This is a genomic window from Sphingomonas aerolata (assembly GCF_023935825.1).
Lineage (GTDB): Bacteria > Pseudomonadota > Alphaproteobacteria > Sphingomonadales > Sphingomonadaceae > Sphingomonas > Sphingomonas aerolata.
Genome location: NZ_CP098762.1, coordinates 2,347,088 through 2,370,230, shown reverse-complemented (window position 1 = coordinate 2,370,230; position 23,143 = coordinate 2,347,088). Strand labels below are relative to the sequence as shown.

At 67.0% G+C, this 23,143-nt stretch carries 15 protein-coding genes and 1 tRNA gene; 7 read left to right on the top strand and 9 right to left on the bottom strand.

Translation table 11 applies throughout. The features are described from left to right. Positions 1–10 precede the first annotated feature (10 nt). A complete protein-coding gene (locus tag NEF64_RS10845; RefSeq protein ID WP_056408006.1) occupies positions 11–1,789 on the bottom strand; it encodes a tetratricopeptide repeat protein in 1,779 nt (592 codons plus the stop codon). Positions 1,790–2,088: 299 nt separating this feature from the next. Next, positions 2,089–2,178, bottom strand: a tRNA-Ser gene (locus NEF64_RS10840). Between the two features lie 147 nt (positions 2,179–2,325). Here NEF64_RS10840 and NEF64_RS10835 point away from each other — a divergent pair. Beyond that, positions 2,326–2,592 (top strand): hypothetical protein, encoded by a 267-nt coding sequence (locus tag NEF64_RS10835; RefSeq protein WP_056408008.1) that lies wholly within the window; start codon positions 2,326–2,328, stop codon positions 2,590–2,592. An 83-nt stretch (positions 2,593–2,675) separates the two neighbouring features. Beyond that, positions 2,676–3,473 (top strand): glucose 1-dehydrogenase, encoded by a 798-nt coding sequence (locus NEF64_RS10830; RefSeq protein WP_056408014.1) that lies wholly within the window; start codon positions 2,676–2,678, stop codon positions 3,471–3,473. 45 nt (positions 3,474–3,518) lie between these two features. Here NEF64_RS10830 and NEF64_RS10825 read toward each other — a convergent pair whose 3' ends face one another. Then, positions 3,519–4,622, bottom strand: a complete 1,104-nt coding sequence (locus NEF64_RS10825; protein ID WP_056408016.1) for an NADH:flavin oxidoreductase/NADH oxidase — start codon at positions 4,620–4,622, stop codon at positions 3,519–3,521. A gap of 199 nt (positions 4,623–4,821) precedes the next feature. After that, positions 4,822–7,248 carry a TonB-dependent receptor gene (locus NEF64_RS10820; protein ID WP_252573730.1) on the bottom strand — a complete coding sequence of 809 codons (2,427 nt, stop codon included), beginning with the start codon at positions 7,246–7,248 and terminating at the stop codon, positions 4,822–4,824. 166 nt (positions 7,249–7,414) lie between these two features. Here NEF64_RS10820 and NEF64_RS10815 point away from each other — a divergent pair, with 166 nt between their 5' ends. From NEF64_RS10815 to treY, 5 genes are all read left to right on the top strand, one after another. Continuing rightward, positions 7,415–9,088 (top strand): alkaline phosphatase D family protein, encoded by a 1,674-nt coding sequence (locus NEF64_RS10815; protein WP_056408022.1) that lies wholly within the window; start codon positions 7,415–7,417, stop codon positions 9,086–9,088. Positions 9,089–9,272: 184 nt separating this feature from the next. Continuing rightward, positions 9,273–11,375 (top strand): glycogen debranching protein GlgX, encoded by a 2,103-nt coding sequence (gene glgX / locus NEF64_RS10810; protein ID WP_252573728.1) that lies wholly within the window; start codon positions 9,273–9,275, stop codon positions 11,373–11,375. Next, positions 11,372–13,081, top strand: coding sequence for a malto-oligosyltrehalose trehalohydrolase (treZ, locus tag NEF64_RS10805; protein ID WP_252573726.1), 1,710 nt, complete (start codon positions 11,372–11,374; stop codon positions 13,079–13,081). The genes glgX and treZ overlap by 4 nt, the downstream gene beginning before the upstream one ends. Next, positions 13,078–15,060, top strand: a complete 1,983-nt coding sequence (gene malQ / locus NEF64_RS10800) for a 4-alpha-glucanotransferase (protein WP_056408732.1) — start codon at positions 13,078–13,080, stop codon at positions 15,058–15,060. Before treZ ends, malQ begins: the two co-directional genes overlap by 4 nt. Beyond that, positions 15,057–17,474, top strand: a complete 2,418-nt coding sequence (gene treY / locus NEF64_RS10795) for a malto-oligosyltrehalose synthase (RefSeq protein ID WP_252573724.1) — start codon at positions 15,057–15,059, stop codon at positions 17,472–17,474. The genes malQ and treY overlap by 4 nt, the downstream gene beginning before the upstream one ends. Positions 17,475–17,508: 34 nt before the next feature. On the opposite strand, the gene NEF64_RS10790 is transcribed toward treY, so the two are convergent. Genes NEF64_RS10790 through NEF64_RS10770 form a run of 5 tightly spaced genes read right to left on the bottom strand, consistent with a single transcriptional unit; the run spans position 17,509 to position 23,075 of the window. Further along, entirely contained in the window at positions 17,509–18,552 is a 1,044-nt protein-coding gene (locus NEF64_RS10790; RefSeq protein ID WP_056408033.1) for a c-type cytochrome, read from the bottom strand. Further along, positions 18,549–19,169: a cytochrome c oxidase assembly protein gene (locus tag NEF64_RS10785; RefSeq protein WP_056408036.1), complete on the bottom strand. Its 621-nt coding sequence runs from the start codon at positions 19,167–19,169 to the stop codon at positions 18,549–18,551. The genes NEF64_RS10790 and NEF64_RS10785 overlap by 4 nt, the downstream gene beginning before the upstream one ends. Further along, on the bottom strand, positions 19,166–19,567 hold the full coding sequence (locus tag NEF64_RS10780; protein ID WP_042467339.1) for a hypothetical protein: 402 nt from the start codon (positions 19,565–19,567) through the stop codon (positions 19,166–19,168). The genes NEF64_RS10785 and NEF64_RS10780 overlap by 4 nt, the downstream gene beginning before the upstream one ends. Next, complete coding sequence (ctaD, locus tag NEF64_RS10775) at positions 19,564–22,110, bottom strand: cytochrome c oxidase subunit I (protein WP_056408040.1); 2,547 nt, start codon at positions 22,108–22,110, stop codon at positions 19,564–19,566. Before ctaD ends, NEF64_RS10780 begins: the two co-directional genes overlap by 4 nt. Continuing rightward, positions 22,107–23,075 (bottom strand): c-type cytochrome, encoded by a 969-nt coding sequence (locus NEF64_RS10770; protein WP_252574934.1) that lies wholly within the window; start codon positions 23,073–23,075, stop codon positions 22,107–22,109. The genes ctaD and NEF64_RS10770 overlap by 4 nt, the downstream gene beginning before the upstream one ends. Positions 23,076–23,143: the final 68 nt, after the last annotated feature.

Below are 23,143 nucleotides of genomic sequence, written 5' to 3'. Positions count from 1 at the left end.
TTAGCAGCCGCTAACGCCCCGGCTCCGTCGCTCCCGCTGGCGACAGCAAAGCGGCGGCGGCGGGTTGTTCGGGCGTTGAGAACGGCCCTTTGGCGACCGGCAGCAGCATTTTGCGCGCTTCACCCCGAAGGTCGCGGGCGATCAGCTCCTCACCGAGTTTCAGTCTCGGACCGGGCGCGGCGGGCGCAGACTGAACGATCTTGTACAGCCCCTCCACCGCGACATCCGGGGCCTGCTGGCCCGCCGTTGCAAAGCTGTCGTGATACGCGATCAGCGCGAGGCTGCTCTCCGGGTCCAGGCGGTTGGCCCTGACGATGAAACGTCTCGCGTCTGCAAGCCGCTGCCGACGTTCGACGGCGGGAGCGCGCACAGCCAGCTGCGTCAGCGCCGTGCCTTTCCACACCAGCGCGCGTGTTTCCGTCGGTGACTGTGCAATCGCCCTCTCAGCGGCTTCAAGACAGGCTTCGGGATTGCCGGTGCGGCATTCGGCCTCGGCCAGGAGCAGATGGTTTTCGGTCAGGGCGGGGAAGCGTGTCGCGTTGTCGCGAAGCCGGTCGAGCCACGCGGAGCGCCGTGCGAGCGCCTTCTCACGGTCGGGGCCGGCGTCGGGCACCTCGATCCGCGCGCCGAGTTCAAGCCGGCCACGGATCAGCCCGGCCTCCGCGCGGGTCAGACGGCGGATGCTGGGTTCCGGCGCGCGATTGGCCGGAAAGGCCATCTTTTCAGCCTGTAATTTGCGGCCTCGGTAGGCGGTCACGGCGCTTTGGAACTGGCTCGGATTGCCAAGGGCGCTCGCGGCGGTCGGCAAGTCGTCACCCCGTGCTAGGGCTTTCAGATAATCGTGAAGCCGCGGCTTCCACTCCTCGGAGAAATACAGAAGGTGGACCAGCCGCCATGCGTGATAGGGCGTCCAGGCCCTACCCTTGCCCGAGAGATAGCGCCCGTCGAGGATGTGCGTGACCGGATACAGACCGTAATGATGCATGACCTTCGCGTAGCCAGGCGGAAGGTGGCCATATTCCACGAAGTCGTCGCCGGCTTCCATCGTCGCGAACAATTCTCCGAACCCCTGAAGATACCAGCGCGGATACGCTGCCGGAAAATAGGTCATCAGGTAGTTCTGGGCGAAGGCGGCATACACGCGGGATTCGGCCCATTGGCAAAAGGCGATCTCGTTCACCGCGAGCTGTCCGAGAATCTGGTTCACGTCGTACGTCGGCTGTCCGGTCGCCGTCACCCTGGGGCTTATGTAGTAATCAACGATTGGAGGGTTTCGGTCCTGCTCGCGCGTACAATTGCGGCTCGTCTTGCGGCCGACGGAGGGCTGAAGAACCAGGTTCACGCCCTCCTCGGTCGTTGCGAGCACCGACCCTTCCTCGCGCGGATCATAGTAGATCGTCTTTTCGAACGCCTGCGGGAAGGGACCATATTGCCAGCGCAGCTCGGTCAGTCGAAGCTGTTCGAACGATGCGACATCGCCGATCATCGTCACGGCGATCTTGATCGTCTCGTCAGGCTGATCCACCCGGCCATGAAGGACCGAGAGCAGGAAGTGCAGCTTTTCGAGATTGTGCGCGGTGCGTCGCAATGCCGTTTCGTCGCCCTGACTGAAAACGACGACGTGCGGCGTTTCCGCCATTCGCCACTCGCTCAACTCCACCTTGGATTCGCGGCTTCGGTTGCCCGTGACGATGATGGTCGAGTCGCCATTCTTCACCGATGCCGCAAGCTGCGCCTGCGCCGGGAGGCTGAAGGCCACGCTCACGATCAAGAGCAACCACCGCTTCATTTGTTTGAAGCCCCGCATTACCTCAAAGCATTGGGATGTAGACTAAGCGCCTGACCGAACCCGAAATCAAGTCATTCCGAGAGCAGGGTACCCCTACAGACGATCTTCAGGCGCAGTCTGTAAGAATGTTTGCTTCCCACCCCATTATGGACCTTCGGGATTACCCGTTGCCCCAAAAGTGGCTCCGATTTGATTGCGCTGTTTATGAACGGATTGGGGTTTCCGGGGATGCTAACGCGCCGGAGACGGGGCCTTGGGCGCTGTCATTAGCCGAAGCGAGGTAAGCTGAAACGAAGCATTGGCGGAAGAGGTGGGATTCGAACCCACGGTAGAGTTACCCCTACGCTGGTTTTCAAGACCAGTTCCTTAAACCACTCGGACACTCTTCCGCACCGCATCCGCGCCGCCGCAATGGCGGAGGGGCGTGTGCGACCGGCATCTAGGTCGGGGTGGACCGTTGCGCAACTCTTTCGCACGGAGGGGGCGGCCGTTCGACATGACTTGCCACGATCGCCCGGCTCGGGCAGCGCTGCGTCATGGATCTCGACGCGATGCTCACCCATTATTTCGGCACGACCGATCTCGATACGCTGGATACGATCGCGATCGATGACGGTCTCGAGCGCGTCCGGATCGCGTTCGGGACCGAGCGCGAGACCGGCCGGCGGTTTGCGCTGTGGGCCGTGCTGGCGACTCTCGGCGATGCGCCCGACCCGCGTGACGCGTTCAAGACCGCGGCCGAGCAACAGGCCGCGCAGGCCTATGTGCGCGCGCTGCGGACTGCGGACACGCTGGACGACTAGCCGCCCCGTGGGGGCAGACGGATAGCTTTGGCAAGGCGGGCGTTGGGGATGCAACCCCCGACAGTCTAGCGAAAGCGAGCCCCATGCACATCGATCTCTCCGGACAGGCCGCCATCGTCACCGGTGCGAGTTCCGGCCTCGGACGCGCCGCGGCGCTGCTGTTCGCGCAGGCCGGCGCGCGCGTCGCGGTCAATTACAACAGCAATCGCGAGGCGGCGGACGACGTGGTCGCGCGGATCGTTGCAGGCGGCGGCGAGGCGTTCGCCTGTCAGGCCGATACCGCGGACGAGGATGCGGTCCTCCGGCTGTTCGATGAGACCGTGTCGCGTTTCGGCGGCGTGGATGTCGTGTTCGCCAATGCCGGCATGCAGAAGGATGCGGGCTATGCGGACATGACGCTCGCGGATTGGAGCCGCGTCATCGACGTCAACCTGACGGGCCAGTTCCTCGTTTCGCGCGAGGCGGTACGCCGCTTCCGCGCGCAGGGTGATCGCGGCTTTGGCCGGGCGATCGGCAAAATCCTGTTCATGAGTTCGGTGCACGAGACGATCCCCTGGGCGGGGCATGCGAACTATGCGGCGTCGAAGGGCGGCAGCGGGATGCTGATGCGCACGCTGGCGCAGGAGGTGGCGCAGGAGCGGATCCGGGTCAATGCGCTGGCGCCCGGCGCGATCGCGACCGACATCAACGCCGATGCGACCAAGGGCGACGCCGCCGACGCGCTGCTCGAGCTCATCCCCTATGGACGGATCGGCGAGCCCGACGACGTGGCGCGCGCGGCGCTGTTCCTGGTGTCCGACGCCGCGGACTATATCATCGGATCGACGCTGACCGTCGACGGCGGGATGAGCCTGTATCCCGGTTTCCGCGACAACGGCTGACCGCGCTGGAGACATTGCCGCGACCCGCGAGGGTCGCGGCTCGCGTCAGGCCTGGAACAGGTCCTTGTACTGGCGCGGCTGTGAACGGAGATACTGATCGGGTGCCTTCACATGGCCGCCGAGATGTGCGGCGGCATGCCACGGCCAGCGTGGATCGTAGAGAAGGGTCCGGGCTAGCGCGACGAGATCGGCGTCACCGGTACCGATGATCGCCTCGGCCTGTTCATAGTCGGTGATCAGCCCGACCGCGACGACGGGGATGCCGACCGCCTGCTTGACCTGACGCGCCAGCGGGACCTGATAGCTCGGCCCGACGGGGATCTGCTGGTCCGGGCTGAGGCCACCGCTCGAGACGTGGATCGCATCGCACCCGCGAGCCTCGAGCGACTTTGCGAAGGCGACGGTCTGTTCACCGTCCCAGCCACCCTCGACCCAGTCGGTGCCAGATACGCGCATCGTCACCGGGCGATCCGCCGGGAAGGCGGCGCGGACCGCGTCGTACACTTCGAGCGGGAAGCGCATCCGGTTCTCGAGGCTGCCGCCATAATCGTCGTCGCGATGGTTGGCCAAGGGCGAGAGGAACTGGTGGAGCAGATAGCCGTGCGCGGCGTGCAGCTGGATCGCATCGATCCCGAGCCGTCCCGCGCGCGTCGCCGCGGCGGCAAACGCGTCGCGCAGTCGAGCCAGCCCCTCGCGATCGAGCGCCGTCGGCAGCGTATCGTCGGGCAGGAAAGCGGCCGGGGAGGGGGCTTCGGTCTGCCATCCCTTGTCGGCGCCCGGCGCGATCTGCCCGCCGCCCTTCCAGGGCACCTCGCACGACGCCTTGCGTCCGGCATGCGACAGCTGGATGCCGATCGGCATGTCCGACCAGCGCCGCACGCTCTCGAGTGTCCGCGCGATCGCCGCTTCGCTCGCATCGTCATACAGCCCGACATCGCCGTAGGTGATCCGCCCCTCGGGCGTCACCGCGGCGGCTTCGAGCATCATCAGGGCCGCCCCCGACAGCGCGAGATGCCCGAGATGGATCAGGTGCCAGTCGGTCATGCAGCCGTCGACCGCCGAATATTGGCACATCGGCGCGATGACGATCCGGTTGGCGAGATCGAGCTTGCCGACCTTGAACGGCGTGAAGAGCTGCGGACCGCTCATGCGGAAACGGCCGTAGCGATGGGGATGGCGCGCATCGTGAGAACCTCGTGCGATGGGGAATGCGCGTCAACGCACCGGGCCGGGATAGGAGCCGGCGGACGAGTGCCGGGCGCGCCAACTTGCAGCCGCCCGACTGGTCTTTGCGGATGGTCCCCGCCGTCCCGGCGCGTGCCGGAACGACAGGGTGGGACAGGGCTGTTTAGAACTTGGCGCCGAGCTCGACGCCGTAGAAGCGCGGTTCGCCGGCGATATAGGTGGGGATGCCGAAGCCGCCGCCCGTGTTGCCGGCGTCGATCAGGTACCGCTTGTTCGTCAGGTTGCGCGCAAAGCCGCCGACGCGGTAACGCCCGTCCGCAAGCTCGATACCCGCACGCAGGTTGACCAGCGTATAGCCGCGCTGGCTGATCGCGGCGCTGTTGGGCAGTTCGAAGAACACCTTCGACCGATAGTTGGCGCTCGGCGTCGCATAGAAGACCGCGCCGCCGAGGGGGAAGCGGAGCGTCGCGCCGCCCGAGGCCGTGGTGCTCGGCTGGAGGCGGAAGCGGTTGCCGGCAAAGGTGCCTGCAGGCTGGTCCGCGATCCCGCCGTCGAGATAGGCGAAGGTCCCGAACACCGACAGATACTGGCCAAGCGCAAGATTGCCCTCGAGCTCGACGCCGACATTCTTCGCCGAGCCCGCGCTGCGCGTGACCGCGACGACCGCACCATTGGCGGGATTGACCTCGTTCACCGAGACCTGGAACCCGTCATAGGTCTGATAGAAGACCGATGCCGCGCCGGTGAAGGGTCCGACGCGACCCTTGATACCGCCTTCGTAGTTCCACACATTTTCCTCAGGCACGATCTGAAGATTGGGGCGTACGCCGTTGACAGCGTTGAGTGCCGCCAGCTGGACGACCGGCGAGCGCCGGCCCTTGCTGATCGTGCCATAGAGGCTGACATCGTCGTCGAGCTTCAACAGCGCGTTGAACCGCGGAAGGATCGCGGCGAAGCTCTGGTCCGCCTCGAACTTGACGCCATTGGTGTTCGCGGTCCCGAGCAGGCTGGTGCGGACGCCCAGCGCGGCGAGAATCTGCGAATTGGGCTGGATCGACGAATAGCCCGACTGACGATCCTCGATCAGGATGCGTGCGCCGGCGGTCAGCTCGAGCGCCGGGATCGGGATATAGGTCGCATCGGCGAACACCGAATAGGTGTCGTTGTTGCCGTAATTGGTGAACTCGGACGAATAGGGGATCTGCGTCGAACGGCCGCCGGTGAGGATCGCGGTGGCGCGGGTTGCTGCCGGGATCGTGCCGTTGGCGGCGACACAGCCCGGGCCGGTCGGGATGCCGGCACCGTTCAGCGCGGTGCGGAACGGCTGATAGGCCGTGGCGATCGAGCAAGCGATATAGGTGCCCTCCTCGGTCGAGAAGGGGACGCGCTGCGACCCGTTCTCGAAGAAGGCGTTCCACCCGAACGACGCGCGATATTTCGGGCCGTCGAACGCGAAGCGGCTCTCATGGCTCCACTGGTCGCCCTTCGCATCCTCGGCGAATTCGAGATACCAGGCCGGGCCGCCATCCGCGTCGAATATCTCGAGCGCGTCGAAGCGGCGATAGCCGTTGACGGTGGTAAAGGTGATGCCGGGCGACAGATCGACCGACACCGTCAGATTGGCGTCATAGACGTTGCGGTCGAGACCGAGCTTCCGCGCACCGAGCGCCTCGGCGCTGAACGGCGAACCCGAGAGCTCGGCATTGCCGTAATCGCCCGTCTGGCCGCCGGTCGGGGCATGCGCGCGGCTCTTGAACGCGGTGCCGGGATTGCGCTGACCGTCATAGGTCAGGACGAGGTCGGCGGTGACCGCGTCGTTCGGCCGGAAGCGCAGCGAGCCGCGGATGCCGCGCTGGTCCTGCCCGTTCAGATCGTCCTGATCGACCTTGCCCTGGTTCTGGTTGGGGATGTTCGCATCGCCCGCGATGTTGCGGACATAGCCGTCGCGATATTTATAGGCGAAGGCGAGCCGCCCCGACAGCACGTCGTTGCCGGCGTTGATAAAGCCCGACACCTGCGTGCGGTTGTAATTGCCATAGGCGCCGGTGATCGCACCCGAGGTCCCGGGCTGCGGCTTGGCGGAGATGAGGTTGATCGCACCGACCGCGGCGGCGGTGCCGAACAGCGTCGCCTGCGGGCCCTTCACGACTTCGATCCGCTCGAGATCGTAGAGGTCCTGATAGGCGCCGCGCGAGCGGCTGATGTCGACGCCGTTATAGTAGAGCGTCACGCGCGCACCCTGCTGCGACGAGCCATTGTCCGAGGTGATGCCGCGGATCACGAAGCCGGGGTTGTTCGCGCTCTGCTCCTGGATTTGCAGGCCGGGAATATAGGCGGCGACTTCGGACAGCGAGTTGACGCCGATATCCGCCATCTTCGCGCCGGTCAGCGCGGTGACGGTCAGCGGCACGTCCTCGATCCGCTGTTCGCGCTTCTGCGCGGTGACGACGATGTCGTCGCCGCCCGTCACGTCGGCGCGGGCGGCTGGGCCGGTCGCCGGATCGGGTGCGACGATCGCCTGGGCAAGCGCACCCGTCGAACAGGATGCAGCAAGCGCGGCCAGAGCCAGGCGCGTAGAAATGGTCGTCATGAAGTCCCCCGATTGTCAGTGAGCGAGCACCTAGGGCGGGGTCGTTACGGTTCCGCGTCGGATACATGACCCGCGCGTGACGGCCTGTCATCGCGGCGTAACGCTGCCGCAACGTGACTGACGCCGAGCGCCCCTAGCAGGCGGCATCACCGCAAAAGGCACTGTTATGACGATCAATCGCCGCGACGCCCTCACGCTCTTCGGCTCCGGCTCCGCGCTCGCGCTTCCCGGCCTCGCCACCGCGGCGCGCCCGAACGGCAGCGCCGGGGCAGCGCGCTTCGACCACGGCGTGGCGAGCGGCGATCCCTCCGCGGACGGCGCGATCCTGTGGACGCGCGCGACCCCGCAGGATCCGCAACAGGCCGGCGATATCGCGCTGACCTGGCATGTCGCACTGCGCGAGGGCGATACGCCCCTCCACTCGGGCCGTATCGCGGCGCGTGCCGCGCGCGACTTCACAGCCAAGGTCGCGGTCACGGGGCTGAAGCCCGGAACCGAGTATCGCTACTGGTTCGAAACCGCGGCGGGCACGCGCTCGCCCGTCGGCCGGGTCCGCACGCTGCCCCGCGGCGTGGTTGCGGATGTCGTCATGGGCGTGGTGTCGTGCCAGCTCTACCCCGGCGGGTTCTTCAACGCCTATGCTTCGATCGCCAAACTCGACCGGCTCGACGCGGTGCTGCATCTCGGCGACTACATCTATGAATATGCCATCGACGGCTATGGCGGCGACATCGGCAAGAAGATCGGCCGGCTGGTCGAGCCTGCGCATGAGATCGTGACGCTCGCAGACTATCGGATGCGTCACGCGCAGGTGAAGCGCGACGCCGACATGCAGGCGGCGCATGCCCGGGCGGCGTTCATCTGCGTGTGGGACGATCATGAGGTCGCCAATGACGACTGGATCGGTGGCGCCGAGAACCATGACCCGGCGACCGAGGGCGACTGGAAGGCGCGCAAGGCCGCGTCGATGCAGGCCTATTTCGAATGGATGCCGATCCGTGATCCGAAGCCCGGCGAGCCGTGGGAAGCGATCAACCGCAGTTTCGAGTTCGGCGATCTCGCGACGCTGGTGATGGTCGAGACGCGGCTGCTCGCGCGGAGCAGGCAGGTCGCGGCGAAGGGCGAGGCGATTGCGCCTGCCGAATATGCCCCGATGATGGCGGAGCGCGCGCAGCCGGGTCGCGAAATGCTGGGCGCACCGCAGCTCGCCTGGATCGAGCGGACGATGGCGGCGTCGGTCACGGCGCGCAAGCCATGGCAGGTACTCGGCAACCAGGTGGTGATGGCGCGCGTGGCCGGCCCGGATCTCGAGAAGCAGTTCGGCCCCGATCGCTTCGCCGCGATGATGGCGCGGCTGCCCGAGAAATGGCGCACCGCGCTGATGGCGAGCATGGCATCCTATCGCGCGGGCCTGCCGTTCAACTTCGACAGCTGGGACGGCTATCCCGCAGCACGCGAACGGCTTTATGCCGCGTTCACGCGGTCGGGGTCGCGACCGGTCGTGCTGTCGGGCGATAGCCATGCCGGCTGGGCGAACGATCTGCACGATGCATCGGGGAAGCTCGTCGCAGTCGAATTCGGCGCGACCGCGATCACCAGCCCGTCCTATGGCTCGCTGATACCGGGGATCGGGACGCTGATCGCCGACGCCAATGACGAGGTCCGGTTCTGCGACCAGGATCGCAAGGGGTACATCGTCCTGACGCTGACGCCGGAGCATGCCACTGCGGACTTCAAGACGGTATCGACGGTCGTTGCCAGGTCGTTCGAGGAGGCGAGCGTCGCGCGGTTCCGCGCCTCGGCCGCAGCACCGGAAGCGAAACTCGAGCAGCTTGGATAGCGGCGGCGACGCGCCGGGTGACGCCGATCGGCGTCACCCGCTTTGCACGAGACCGCCGGTAATTTCTCGTCGACAGGGAAAAGAAACCGAACCGGGAACATTGCCGAGAGCAGGCGGGTTTTCGCCCTGACACGCCGCCGCGCTGCTAGAATGGTGGGGGTTGGCGTCAATCTGGGGGCTCGCTTTGCATCTTCTGCCTGATACGCTCGAGGCCGGTTCGGCCTATCCGCTCGGCGCCACGTTCGACGGGCTCGGGGTCAATTTCGCGGTCTATTCGGCCAATGCCGAGAAGATCGAGCTGTGCGTCTATGACGACAGCGGCCGCCGTGAACTGAAGCGCTACGTCCTGCCCGAATGGACCGACGAGGTGTGGCACGGCTATCTCCCCGATGCGCAGCCGGGGCTGTCCTATGGCTATCGCGCCTATGGCCGGTATGCACCCGAAGAGGGCCACCGGTTCAATCCTAACAAGCTGCTGCTCGATCCCTATGCCAAGGCGATGACGGGCGAGTTGCGCTGGACCGACGCGATGTACGGCTATCAGGTCAAGTCAGCGCGCGAGGATCTGAGCTTCGATCGGCGCGACAATGCGTTGACCATGCCCAAGGGTGTCGTGACCGACAGCCATTTCGACTGGTCGCGCGACGTCCGCCCGAACACGCCCTGGTCCGAGACGATCATCTACGAGGCGCACGTCAAGGGCCTGACCAAGCTGTTCGACGAGGTGCAGCCCTCCGAACGCGGGACCTTCGCCGCGCTCGGCAATCCCAAGGTCATCGATCATCTGAAGCGGCTCGGCGTGACCGCGCTCGAGCTGCTGCCGATCCAGAGCTATACGCAGGACCGGTTCCTACAGGAGAAGGGGCTCCGGAATTACTGGGGGTACAACACCCTCAACTTCTTTACGCCCGAACGCTCCTTCTTCGCGACCGACAGTCACAACGAACTGCGCCGGTCGATCCGCCGTCTCCATGCGGCGGGGATCGAGGTGATCCTCGACGTCGTCTACAATCACACGTGCGAGGGGTCCGAGCAGGGGCCGACACTGTCGTGGCGCGGGCTCGACAATGCGAGCTATTACCGGCTGGTCAAGGATCAGCCGCGCTTCTCGATCAACGACACGGGGACCGGCAACACGCTGAACCTGACCAAGGCGCGGGTGATCCAGATGGTGGCGGATTCGCTGCGCTACTGGGCGACCAGCTTCGGGATCGACGGGTTCCGTTTCGATCTCGGGCTGACGCTGGGGCGGACCGATACCGGCTTCGATCCGGGCGCCGGCTTCTTCGACGTGCTGCGCCAGGATCCGGTACTGGGCAGGCTGAAGCTGATCACCGAACCGTGGGACATCGGTCCGGGTGGCTATCAGCTCGGCAATTTCCCCCCGGGCTTTGCCGAATGGAACGACAAGTACCGCGATACCGTCCGCAAGTTCTGGCGCGGTGACCATGCGCAGCGCGCGGATCTGGCGGCGCGGCTGACCGGGTCGGCGGATCTGTTCGATCGCCGTGCGCGGCGCCCCTGGGCGAGCGTCAACCTGCTCGGCGCGCATGACGGCTACACGCTCGCCGACACGACGGCCTATGAGGAACGGCACAACGAGGCGAATGGCGAGGACAATCGCGACGGCCATTCGAACAATTGCTCGCGCAACTGGGGTGTCGAGGGGCCGACCGACGATCCCGCGATCGCGGAAACGCGCAAGCGGGTCGCGCGGTCGATGCTGACGACGCTGTTCGCCTCGCTCGGCACGCCGATGCTCGTCGCGGGCGACGAGTTCGGGCGGACGCAGGGCGGCAACAACAACGCCTATTGCCAGGATAACGAGATCAGCTGGCTCGACTGGACGCAGGCGAAGACCCCCGAGGGCGAAGCATTGATCGACTTCACCGCGCGGCTGGCCGCGTTGCGGCGCGACTATCCGATGCTGCGCGCGGGCAATTTCCTCTACGGCGAGGATACCCCGGCGGAGGGTCTGAAGGACATCGAATGGTGGGACGAGCGCGGTGTCCAGCTGTCGCCTGAGGACTGGGAAAACACCAATGGCCGTGCGCTGACGATGCGTCGTGCGGCGCTGTGCGAGGATGGCAGGATCCAGGTCGTGTCGTTGCTGCTGAACGCGTCGGAGGGTCCGCTGACCTTCACCATGCCACCGCCCTCCGAGGTCGAGCGTATGGTACTGATCGACAGCGCCAAGCCCGATCAGCTACCGATGCCGATCACCGACAGCTATGACCTCGCACCACAGGGTGCGGCGCTGCTGTCCTGGACGATGGATCCGGCATGAGCGCGTGGGGCGCGACGCCGGCGAACGGCGGCACGGCGTTCCGGCTCTGGGCGCCCGATGCCGACCGGGTGGCGCTGGAGATCGACGGGGCTGCGCCGACGTCGATGGACGGGCAGGCCGACGGATGGTTCACCGCGACCGCCGATGTCGGCGCAGGGGCGCGCTATCGCTTCCGGATCGGCGAAGACCTGGTCGTTCCCGATCCGGCCTCGCGCCAGCAATCGGGGGGTGTGCATGGCTGGAGCGTCACCGTCGATCCCGATGCGTATCGCTGGCAATCGACCGACTGGCGCGGGCGGCGCTGGGAGGAGCTGGTGATCATGGAGGTCCATGCCGGCACCATGGGTGGTTTCGCCGGGATCACGGCACGCCTGCCCGAGATCGCCGCGCTCGGCGTGACCGCGATCGAGCTGATGCCGGTCGCGGCGTTCGGCGGCACGCGCAATTGGGGCTATGACGGAGTCCTGCCCTATGCGGTCGCCGAGAGCTACGGCACGCCCGACGATTTGAGGGCGATGGTCGACGCGGCGCACGCGCTGGGCGTCGCGGTGCTGCTCGATGTCGTCTATAATCACTTCGGACCCGACGGAAATTTTCTCGGCGCCTATGCCGGATCGTTCTTTCACAAGGACGTCGATACGCCTTGGGGCGGGGCGGTGGCGGTCGATGTCGAGCCCGTTGCGCGCTACTTCATCGAGAACGCGTTGATGTGGCTCACCGACTACCGGATCGACGGTCTGCGCTTCGATGCCGTCCACGCGATCGACAATGACCGGTTTCTCGATGCGATGGCGGCGGAGATCCGCGCGACGGTCACCGACCGGCCGGTCCACCTCGTCCTCGAGAACGAGCGCAACGACGCCGATCGGCTGCGCCCTGGCGGCTATGATGCGCAGTGGAACGACGACTTTCACAATGTCCTTCACGTGCTGCTGACGGGCGAGACCAGCGCTTATTATGCCGACTTCGCCGACCGGCCGGCGGAGCGTCTCGCGCGGTGCCTGGGCGAAGGGTTCATCTATCAGGGGGAGGGGTCGGCCAATCATGACGGTCGGACGCGCGGCACGTCGAGCGCGCACCTTTCCCCGACCGCGTTCGTGTCGTTTCTGCAGAACCACGACCAGATCGGCAACCGGGCGCTTGGCGAGCGGCTGACGCGGCTCACCGATCACGCGCGGTTGCGTGCGGCGACAGTCCTGCTGCTGCTCTGCCCGCAGATCCCGCTGCTGTTCATGGGGGACGAGACGGGGAGCGAGACGCCGTTCCTGTTCTTCACCGACTTCCATGACGAGCTCGCCGATGCGGTGCGCGATGGCCGGCGCCGGGAATTTGCGAAGTTTGCCGCGTTCGCCGACGAATCCGCCCGCGCGGCGATACCCGATCCGAATGCACGCGCGACCTTCGAGGCGTCGGTTGCTGCACCCGGTCCCGACGCCGATGCGTGGCGTGATCTCTATCGCACGCTGATCGCAGTCCGGCAGCGCGCGATCATACCGCGCCTGTCCGGCACGCGCGCGATCGGCGCCGAGGCGATCGGGCCGGCGGCGGTCGTCGCGCGCTGGACGCTGGGCGACGGCGCGGTGCTCACGATCGCGCTCAATCTCGGCGAGGATCCGGTCGCGTTTCCGGAGACTTCTGGCGAGATGTTGTTCGCACAGGGCGATGCGGGGCAGCGCGCTAGCGTCGCCGTGTGGCTGGCGGCATGAGCCTGCTCCACGACCTTGCCGCCGCCGCTGGTCTGCAGCCCCGGTGGCAGGACGCTGGCGGACGGGCGCAGACCGTGGCCGACGAGGCGTTGCAAGCGATCCTGAACGCGCTCGGACTTCCCGCGGACAGCGAGGCGGCGATACGCGCGAGCCTCGCCACTGCGCGCGCGGCGCGTGCCGAACCTCCGACGTTCGTCTCGGCGGACGTCGGTGCGCCGGTGCCGGTCGGGGTAGGCGGCGGATCTGCGGTCCTGACGTTGGAAGACGGGTCGTCGCGTGCCGTGACGATCGTCGACGGGCAGCTGCCGGGCGTCACGGAGCCGGGATACCACATGCTCACGATCGGCGGCCGGGACATCCGGCTCGCGATCGCGCCACCGCGCTGCGTCACTATCGCGGACGTCGAGGCAGGTGGGCGTCTCTGGGGCCCGGCGGTGCAGATCCCGGCGCTGCGCGACGGCCGGGGCACCGAGTTCGGCGACTTCGGCACGCTTGCGGACACGGTGCGCGCGTTCGCGACGCGCGGTGCCGATGCGGTGGCGATCAGCCCGACGCATGCGCTGTTCCCGGCGGATGCGACCCGGTTCAGCCCCTATGCCCCGTCGAGCCGCCAGTTCCTCAACGTCATGCTCGCCGTTCCGTCCGTGATAGCGGGCGATGCGCAGGCAGACGCAGGGTCGCCGCGCGCATTGATCGACTGGGCGGGCGCGATCCCGGATCGCCTCGTCGCACTGCGTCGACGGTTCGATACGTTGCCGGACACCGTACGAGACGAGGTCGAGGCGTTCGGCGCAAGGGGCGGCAGTGACCTGCGTTTCCACGCCGCGTTCGATGCGCTTCATGCACATTTTCTTGCGCAGTCGGGCGCCCGGGGATGGCAGGACTGGCCCGCCGTCTATCAGGATCCCGATGGCGTCGCGGTCGCCGCGTTCATGACCGAGCAGCGTGATACGTGCGACTTCTATGTCTTCCTTCAGTGGCTGGCGGATGCCGGGCTCGAACGGGCGCAGCGCACGGCAATTGATGGCGGCATGGCGGTCGGTCTGGTCGCGGATCTCGCGGTCGGCATGGATCCGGGCGGCAGCCATGCGTGGCGGCGGCGGGGTGATCTGCTGAACGGCCTGTCGATCGGTGCGCCACCCGACCCGCTTGGCCCCGACGGGCAGGCCTGGGGCATCACCGGATTCGATCCGCGCGCGCTGGTGGCAAACGGCTTCGCGCCGTTCATCGCGACGATCCGCGCGGGTCTGGCGCATGCCGGCGGGCTTCGCATCGATCACGCCTTTGGCCTGCGCCGGCTATGGGTGGTGCCGGACGGCGCGTCGGCGGCGGATGGGGCGTATCTCGACATGCCGTTTGCCGACATGATGCGGATCATCGCGATCGAATCGCACCGCGCGCGCGCGATCGTCATCGGCGAGGATCTGGGGACCGTGCCCGACGGGTTTCGCGAGGCGATGGACGCACGGGCGATGCTGGGGATGCGCGTGCTCTGGTTCGAGCGCGACGGCGACGGTGATTTCATTCCCCCCGACTCCTGGTCGGTCGACGCGGTCGCGATGAGCGGGACGCATGATCTCGCGACGATCGCGGGCTGGTGGCAGGGTCGTGATATCGCCTGGAACTGGGCCCTTAGCCGGACCAGCGAGGCGGCGGATGAGGCGGCAGACCATGCCGCCCGCGCCGAAGATCGGTCCCGTTTGTGGACCGCACTCGGCGAGCCGGGGCCACAGCCTGACCCGAGCGACCCCGCGCCGGTCGTCGACGCCGCGCTGGCGCATGTCGCACGGACGCCATGCGGGCTGGCGATCTTCCCGCTCGAGGACCTCGTCGGTCTCGTCGAGCAGCCCAATCTTCCCGGCACGACCGACGAACACCCCAATTGGCGGAGACGCATGCCAGACACCACCGACGCGCTGCTCGCGCGCCCCGACACTGCCGCACGCATCGCCCTGATCGAAACGGCGCGCGCATCATGACGCCGCGTGCGACCTACCGGATGCAGTTCTACAAGGACTTCACCTTCGCGGACGCCGAGGCGCAGGTGCCTTATCTCGCCGCGCTCGGGATCAGCCATCTCTACGCATCGCCGATCGCGACGGCACGGTCCGGATCGAGGCACGGCTATGACGTTGTCGATCCGACCCGGATCAATCCCGAACTGGGTGGCGAGGCGGGGTTTCGCCGGCTCGTCGACCGGTTGAAGGCGCACGGCATGGGCATGATCGTCGACATCGTCCCCAATCACATGGGTGTGGCGGGCGGCGAGAATGGATGGTGGAACGACGTCCTCGCGAACGGCGCGTCGAGCCATTATGCAAAATTCTTCGACATCGACTGGCGCGAACCCGTCCTGCTCCCGATCCTGGGCGATCCGGTGTCGGTGGCGATCGCGCAGGGTGCGCTCAGCGTCGAACTGGTCGACGATGTGCCGATGCTCGTCGCCTATGGCGAACACCGTCTGCCGCTCCGCCCCGAGGATCACGCGACCGCGGCGAGCGACGACCTGACCGCGCTGCTCGATCGGCAGCATTACCGGCTGGCATCGTGGCGCACCGCAAACGATGATCTCAACTGGCGGCGGTTTTTCACGATCAACGATCTCGCCGGACTGCGCGCGGAAGATCCCGTGGTTTTCGAGGCGAGCCATCGCCTGTATCTCGACCTCTATGCCGAGGGGTTGATCGACGGTGTCCGGGTCGATCATGTCGACGGACTGACCGACCCCGCCGGCTATTGCCGAACGCTGCGCGCGCACTTCGACGCGATCACGCCAGCTGGCGCGGATCCGGCCTATATCGTCGTCGAGAAGATCCTCGCAGAGGGCGAACCGCTCGCCACCGACTGGGGGATCGACGGTACCAGCGGGTACGACTTCATGGCGCAGGTCACCGCTCTGTTGCATGACGAGGGCGGCGCCGCACCGCTCGCCGAGCTCTGGGCGGATATCAGCGGGCGGTCGGCCGCGTTCGAGCCCGAGGATCTGCGCGCGCGTCAGGACATGCTGTCCTGGCAGTTCGAGGGGCAGCTTGGCCGTTGCGTCGCGGCGTTCGTCGCGCTGGCACGGTCGACGCCGCAAGGCGACGGGCTGACGGCGGGGATGATCCGGCGGGCGGTCGAGCGCATGCTCTGGGTCTTTCCGGTCTATCGCACCTATGGCACCGGCGTAGCGGCACCCGCCGCCGATGCCGCGATCCGGGCGACCGTGCGCGAGCGAGTTGCGACGCATCTGGCACCCGGCGAAGGACCGGTCGTCGACCTGATCCTCGACTGGCTCGCCGGCGAAGGTCCGGGCGACCCGGACCTCGCCACGGCGGCGGTGAGGCGGTTCCAGCAACTCTCGGCACCGATCGTGGCCAAGGCCGTCGAGGACACCGCCTTCTACCGCTATGGCCGGTTGCTGTCGCGCAACGACGTCGGGTTCGACCCGGCAGCCTTCGCGCTGCCGGTCGAGGCGTTTCATGCCGCGATGGCGGAGCGCGCTGCCTGTTGGCCGCGTGCGATGCTGGCCTCGGCGACGCATGATCACAAGCGTGGCGAAGACGTCCGTGCCCGGCTCGCCGTGCTGAGCGAGATCCCGGGCCGCTGGCGTGAGACCGTGACGGGCTGGCTCGCCGCGGCGGCCGCTATCGACGACGCGGTGGATCCAGGCGACGCCTATATGCTGCTGCAGACGCTGTTCGGGGCGTGGCCCGAGGGGCTCCAGATCGATGACCGCGCAGGGCTTGCCGCCTATGCTGAGCGCATCGTCGGTTGGCAGGAAAAGTCGCTGCGCGAGGCCAAGCTGCGGTCGTCCTGGGAGGCGCCGGACGAGGCCTATGAGGACCGCTGTCACGGACTCGCCCGCGCCTTGCTCGACCCGGATCGTTCCGCGTGGTTTCTGCGCGAGCTGCAAGATCTTGTCGAAGCGACGGCAGCGGCGGCGCAGGCGAATGCGCTCGTTCAGACGGCGCTGCGCTACACCGTGCCGGGGGTCCCCGATCTGTATCAGGGCACCGAGCTGGCGGATCTCAGCTTGGTCGATCCGGATAACCGCCGGCCGGTGGATTATGCCTGCCGCGTGCGCCTCCTCAAGCACGATGCGCCTCCAAAGCTCGCGCTGATCGCCCGCCTGCTCGCGACCCGGGCGGACGCACCCGAGATCTTCGCCCAGGGCGACTATTTTCCTCTCGACGTGACCGGATCGCGCGCCGCGCATGTCCTCGCCTTCGAGCGCCGCGCCAGTGAGCAGACATTGCGGGTTGCGGTCGCGCTACGCTGCGCGGCGGAACTGCTCGATCAGTCGGGGGCGGCGGTTCCTGCGGCATGGTGGGGTGAAACGCGGCTCGCGACCGGCGAGCGCGCAGCCGACCTTTTCGTGGACGGACCGGTCTTCGTCGCGGTGAGCGATTGATCCGGGCTGCGTCCCGCGTGCGGCGGGACGCAGCTTATTTACCGGCGAGATACGCGGCGATCGGGTCGATCATGTCCTCGGGGATGCGGCGCGCGATGACCGGCATCGTCGCCTGCGACTTGCGCGCGTCTACCACCGTCTCGTCGCCCCGCCAGTTGCGCAGACGCTGCGCAATGTAGCTGGCGCTCTGCCCGGCAAGTACCGGATAGGGCTTGCCCGGTGCATGGCAGCTGGCACAGGCGGGAAGCTGCTTGGCAGGCAGGCCCTCGCGGACGATCCGCGCGGCATTCACGCTGCCCGACGCTGTGGTCGTGCCGAGACCCGGCATGGCGGCGAAATGCCGCGCAAGCCGCGTCATCTCTCCGGGCGTCAGCGTCGCGGCGGCGTTGGCCATGACCGCACTCTGGCGCTTGCCAGTCGCATAGGCCTGGAGTGCGGCACGCAGATAGACGGGGCTCTGGCCGCCGAGCACGGGCATGTCGGGCTGGCCACGGCCGCGGCCGTCCGTGCCATGACAGCCGGCGCAGACGGCGATGCGTGCCGCGTCAGGACCGGCGGTGCCGCTGCCGGGGACTTCGGTCAGTGCGCGGTAGGTCGCGGGCGACATCTCCGGCAACAGGCGGACGAACGCGACCATGCGGCGGACCTCATCGTCGCGATCCTTGGCCGCCCAGCCGGGCATGCCGGTATATTTGACGCCGTGCTTGAGGATCCAGAAGATCTGCTTGTCGGTCCATTCGCGCGCGTTGACCGCGAGGTCGGGGGCAGGGGGCGTCGCCGCCTGCATCACCGGCAACGGACGCACGCCGGGCGCGCCGTGGCACGAGGCGCAGCTTGCCCTGAACAGGCCCGCCGCGCTGACGAGGCCTTCATTCGCCTTGGGATCGTCGGGCGCGGTAAAGGCGGCGTGCGTGCGCACTGAATTGCGCATCGTCCAGTGAAGGAACCAGTCGGTGATCTTCCAATGACCCGACGAGGCGGCGATGTTGAACACGCCCGACCAGGCGAACAACAGCCCGGCAAGCGCCAGCGCGACGATCGCGGCGATCGCGCGCGCCCAGGTAATGCGGATCGTCATGCCGTCGCGCTCCGTGTCTTCAGTACCCCGCCGAGCATCGCGAGCCCGCCGAGGAAATAGCTTGCCGCGCCGACCATCAGCATGACGACGCCGCCGAGCTGCTGATCCTCGAGCGCGTCGAGGCCGTGCGCGGCCGGGTGCATCGCCATCATCGCGTAAAGCGGCCGGGGGGCGAGGCCAACGAGTGCGCCGAGGAGGGTCATGTGCATCGACGTCAGCAGCATCGCCGCGACGCCCGACACACGCCGGTCGGTCGCGCCGCCGGTGCGTGTGCCGAGCACCGCGCTCCAGAGCAGCAGGCCGGCGGCGAGGAAGCTCGCCTGTTCGAGCAGCAGCGCAACCGGCTGCATGTCGCCGCGCAGCCGGAGCGCGGGGAGGTGCCAGAGCCACACGACGACCAGCTCGACCAGCGACATGGCCAGCGGAGTGACGATCGCCGGCCAGCGCTCGGCGGGATCGAAACGGCTGCCCGCGATACCATAAGCGAGGAAGGGGGCCGCGACCGCGACCGCGATCATGTGGCCGGTCATGTGGCCGACCATGCCGAGCGGCGCGGCGGCGAACGCCCAGCCGATCGGCACCAGCGCGACGCCGAGCGCGAGGCTCGCGCGCCTCATCGGCAATCGCCGAAGACGATCACGGGCAGCGCGGTGAAGATCACCGCGACGAAGCTCAGGCCAGCGAGAAGCCGGGTCGACAGCGCAAGGAAGCGCAGCCGGTCGATCGCGGTCCCCTCGTCATGCGGCGGGGCGTCACCGGGCGTCTGCGACTGGACACGCGCGATATAGCCCGCGGCGAGGATACCAAGCAGCGCGACGATCGTCGCGATCAGGGTCGCCACGGGAAAGCCCGTCAGCGCCGTCGCCGGCGTGGGGGACTTGGCGCACGTCACCGCGACCCACAGATAGCAGAACAGGAAATGCACGGCCCAGATCGTCGGCGGGACGATCAGCGTCCAAAGCGTGACCTTCAGGTCGCGCGCCCAGTGTTTCCGATTGTCCTTGGGTGTTGTCATGCGACCCCCGGGAACAGGCCGATCGTGCAGAACGTCACGATCCCCGTCAGTGCGAGGAAATGGTGGTAGACGGTGATGTTGCGCAGGTCGGCGTCATAGACCGGCGTCATCTTGCCTGCGAGGCTGCGCGCGAGCGTATAGGCCTGCATGATCACGCCGATCGCGGCGTGCACTGCGGTCCAGATCGCGAGCGTCCAGACGATCGCCGGATAGACATGCAGTTCAGGGTCCATCCCCGAATACCACGGCCCGGCGAGCCCGGCGAACAGGCTCGACAGCGTTGCGACGATGCCGAGGACCAGCAATAGGCGGCCCACGGCGACGTTGCCGCGACGATGCACCTCGCGCGCGCCGACGGTCGCCGCCCAGCCGGTCAAGGTCAGCGCCAGCGCGACCATCGGCCAGAATACGCCCGGTCCGTCCAGCCCCGCGCCCGTGGGCGGGAAATTGCTATGGATCGTCCAGAAGAAGAAATAGCCGAAGACCAGGCCCGAAAACGCGGTCGCATCCGCCATCATCGTGATGAACATCGCCCACCAGCCCGGCGCCGATGGCCCCGACGTATAGAGCGGCACCTCGATCCCGTGGCCGATATGCTTGGTCGGCTTTTCGGGAATCTCGGCGGTACCGGTCCACAGCCACCACAGCACGCAGGCGAGCGTCGCGACGCCGCTGAGCGCTGACAGCAGATAGAGGTGATAGGTCGTCAGGATGAAGACGCCTGCCAGTGCGACCGCGGTCATCATCGGCTTCACGCTGGGCGTGCCGAGGCGGATGACCTGCAACGGCCGCGCATCGAGCACGGTGGTGATGATCGACTCGCGCCGCATCTCCTCCGCGTCGGGCAGGAAAAAGCGGCCCTCGTCGACCTTCTGGACGAAGTTCTTCTGGTCCCAGATCGGATAGCGGCTCTCGATCAGCGGGACCGAGCGGATGCCCCAGTCCTCGTCATCGGGCAGCGCCAGCCATTCGAGCGTGCCCGCATTCCACGGATTGCGCGGCGCCTTCGGGCGGCGCGGCGAGAGCGCGAGGTCGATACACACGATCAGCACGCCGAGTGCGAACATGTAGGAGCCCGCGGTCGAGGCGAGGTTGAGCCCGCCGATGCCGAGTTCCTCGGGGTAGGTAAACACGCGGCGCGGCATTCCAAGCAGGCCCGACAGATGCATCGGGAAGAAGGTCAGGTTCATGCCGACGAACATGATCCAGAACGCGGTTCGCCCGAGCCTGTCCGACAGCTTCTTGCCGGTCACCAGTGGCCAGTAATAATAGAGCCCGGCGAACAGCGGCAGCAGCGTCCCGCCGATCAGCACGTAATGGAGATGCGCGACGATGAAATAGGTGTCGTGTGCCTGCCAGTCGAAAGGCGCGACCGCGACCATCACGCCGGTCAGACCGCCGATCACGAACACCGCAAGGCTGCCGCTCGCGTAAAGCAAGGGCGTCGATTTCTTGACGTTGCCCGCCCACAGAGTCGCGATGAACACGAATATCTGGACGCCGGTCGGGATCGCAACCGCCTCGGACGCTGCCGCGAAGAAGGCGAGGCTGATCTTGGGCAGCCCGGTCGTGAACATGTGGTGGACCCACAGCCCGAAGCTGAGGAACGCGGTGCCGACCGCCGCCAGCACGATCCACGGATACCCCAGCAGATGCCGCTGCGCGAAGGTCGGGATCAGCATCGCGAACAGCGCGATCGACGGCAGGAAGACGATATAGACTTCGGGGTGGCCGAAGATCCAGAACAGGTGCTGCCACAGCAACGGATCGCCGCCCTTGTCCGCGTTGAAGAACGGCCAGTTGAGTAGCCGCTCCATCTCGAACAGCACGTCGCCCGCGATCAGCGGCGGGAACGCGAACAGGATCATCACCGCGACGACCAGGATGTACCAAGCGTAAAGCGGCATGAGGTTGAGCCGCATGCCGGGCGGGCGGCATTTGAGCACGCCGACGATCAGTTCGACGGCGGCTGCGACCGACGACACCTCGATGAAGCTGAGGCCCAGCATCCAGATGTCCGCGCCGAGCCCGCTAAGATCGGTCCGCGTCGTCAGCGGCGGATACATGAACCAGCCGCCATCGGGCGCGGCATCGAAGAAGATCGATCCGGAGACGAACACGCCGCCGATCAGGAAGCTCCAATAGCCAAAGCCCGACAGTCGCGGAAACGGCAGATCACGCGCGCCGAGCAGCTGTGGCAGCAGAATAATCGAGACCGCCTCGAACATCGGCACCGCGAACAGGAACATCATCATCGAGCCGTGCAGCGTGAACAGCTGATTGAACGTGTTCGCGGTGACGAGATCGTTGTTCGGCACCGCCAGCTGCGTGCGCATGATCAGCGCGAGCACGCCCGCGAACAGCATGAAGCCGAACGCGGTCAGCGTGTACCAGACGCCGATCCGGTTGTTGTTGACGTCGGTCCAGCGGAAGAACCAGCCCGAGGGCGGCTTCCACACCTCGCGCAGGCGATCCTCCTGGCCCTTGCGGACCGCGGGATCGTTCTGGTCGGGGGCGACATAGGCCGGACTGTCGGTCGTCATTTCAGCCCCTGAAGATAGCTGGCGATCTGATCGGCTTCGGCGGCCGACATCCGCGGGAAGGCGGGCATGCGGACGCCGGGCTTGGTCTTGCCGGGCTGACGCACGAACCGCGCGATATTGGCATGGGTCATCGGCAGGATCCCCGCCGCGAGCGTCGGGCGCGAACCGAAATGCGTCAGGTCGGGGCCGATCTTCGCCGCCGGGCCCACACCGCGAACGCTGTGGCAGCCGCTGCAGCCATAGCTGGCGAACAGCCTCGCACCGGGCGATGCGGTGACCGTAGCCGGACGCGCCTGCGCGGTGAGCCAGCGTTCGAATGCAGCGGGCTCCATCGCGATGACGTCGAATGCCATCAGCGCATGCCCCAGCCCGCAGAATTCGGCGCAGACGCCGCGATATGTTCCCGCCTTGGTCGCGCGAACGACGAGGCGATTGGTGCGGCCGGGGATCATGTCCATCTTGCCCGCGAGCCCCGGCACCCAGAAGCTGTGGATGACGTCGGGGCTGCGCAGCGACAGCTCGACGGTGCGGCCGACGGGGAGGCGGAGTTCGTTCGCCGCTTCGACGACCGCGCCGCCGGGAGGAGCATAGCGTACGCGCCACCAGAACTGCTCGCCATCGACGCCGATCCGCAGGTCGGCATCGGCGACCGGTCGGGGGCGCATCGCGGGCAACGCGTAGAGCAGCAGCGCGAGCAACAGGATCGACGGGCCGATCCCGCCAAGCCACAGGACCATCTTCATCCCGCCCTTGTGCGTCAACCGCCCCTCGGGCGCGCGGATCGCATGCCGCATCAGCAGCGCAAGACCCAGTGCAAGCACGACCGCGCCGACGACCAGCACGATGGTGATCGACAGCACCTGATCGGCCTGTTCGCCGAACGGAGCCAGCGTCGACTGGTGCCGGTTGCAGGCGCCAAGCGCCGACAGGCACGCCCAGACGGAAAGTAAACTTGCCTTCCGCATCATCGCCTTAGCTTCCCCTTTGAGCAGATCCTCTAGCTGTGGCCGAAACGGCGTTAAACCCCTTAAAT

Bases quoted from the DNA above. Each gene is read 5' to 3' on its own strand.
- NEF64_RS10785 (WP_056408036.1), bottom strand. From the start codon at position 19,169: ATGAGGCGCGCGAGCCTCGCGCTCGGCGTCGCGCTGGTGCCGATCGGC.
- NEF64_RS10790 (WP_056408033.1), bottom strand. From the start codon at position 18,552: ATGACGATCCGCATTACCTGGGCGCGCGCGATCGCCGCGATCGTCGCG.
- treY (WP_252573724.1), top strand. From the start codon at position 15,057: ATGACGCCGCGTGCGACCTACCGGATGCAGTTCTACAAGGACTTCACC.
- treZ (WP_252573726.1), top strand. From the start codon at position 11,372: ATGAGCGCGTGGGGCGCGACGCCGGCGAACGGCGGCACGGCGTTCCGG.
- NEF64_RS10845 (WP_056408006.1), bottom strand. From the start codon at position 1,789: ATGAAGCGGTGGTTGCTCTTGATCGTGAGCGTGGCCTTCAGCCTCCCG.
- NEF64_RS10820 (WP_252573730.1), bottom strand. From the start codon at position 7,248: ATGACGACCATTTCTACGCGCCTGGCTCTGGCCGCGCTTGCTGCATCC.
- NEF64_RS10835 (WP_056408008.1), top strand. From the start codon at position 2,326: ATGGATCTCGACGCGATGCTCACCCATTATTTCGGCACGACCGATCTC.
- ctaD (WP_056408040.1), bottom strand. From the start codon at position 22,110: ATGACGACCGACAGTCCGGCCTATGTCGCCCCCGACCAGAACGATCCC.
- NEF64_RS10815 (WP_056408022.1), top strand. From the start codon at position 7,415: ATGACGATCAATCGCCGCGACGCCCTCACGCTCTTCGGCTCCGGCTCC.
- malQ (WP_056408732.1), top strand. From the start codon at position 13,078: ATGAGCCTGCTCCACGACCTTGCCGCCGCCGCTGGTCTGCAGCCCCGG.
- NEF64_RS10825 (WP_056408016.1), bottom strand. From the start codon at position 4,622: ATGAGCGGTCCGCAGCTCTTCACGCCGTTCAAGGTCGGCAAGCTCGAT.
- NEF64_RS10770 (WP_252574934.1), bottom strand. From the start codon at position 23,075: ATGCGGAAGGCAAGTTTACTTTCCGTCTGGGCGTGCCTGTCGGCGCTT.
- NEF64_RS10830 (WP_056408014.1), top strand. From the start codon at position 2,676: ATGCACATCGATCTCTCCGGACAGGCCGCCATCGTCACCGGTGCGAGT.
- NEF64_RS10780 (WP_042467339.1), bottom strand. From the start codon at position 19,567: ATGACAACACCCAAGGACAATCGGAAACACTGGGCGCGCGACCTGAAG.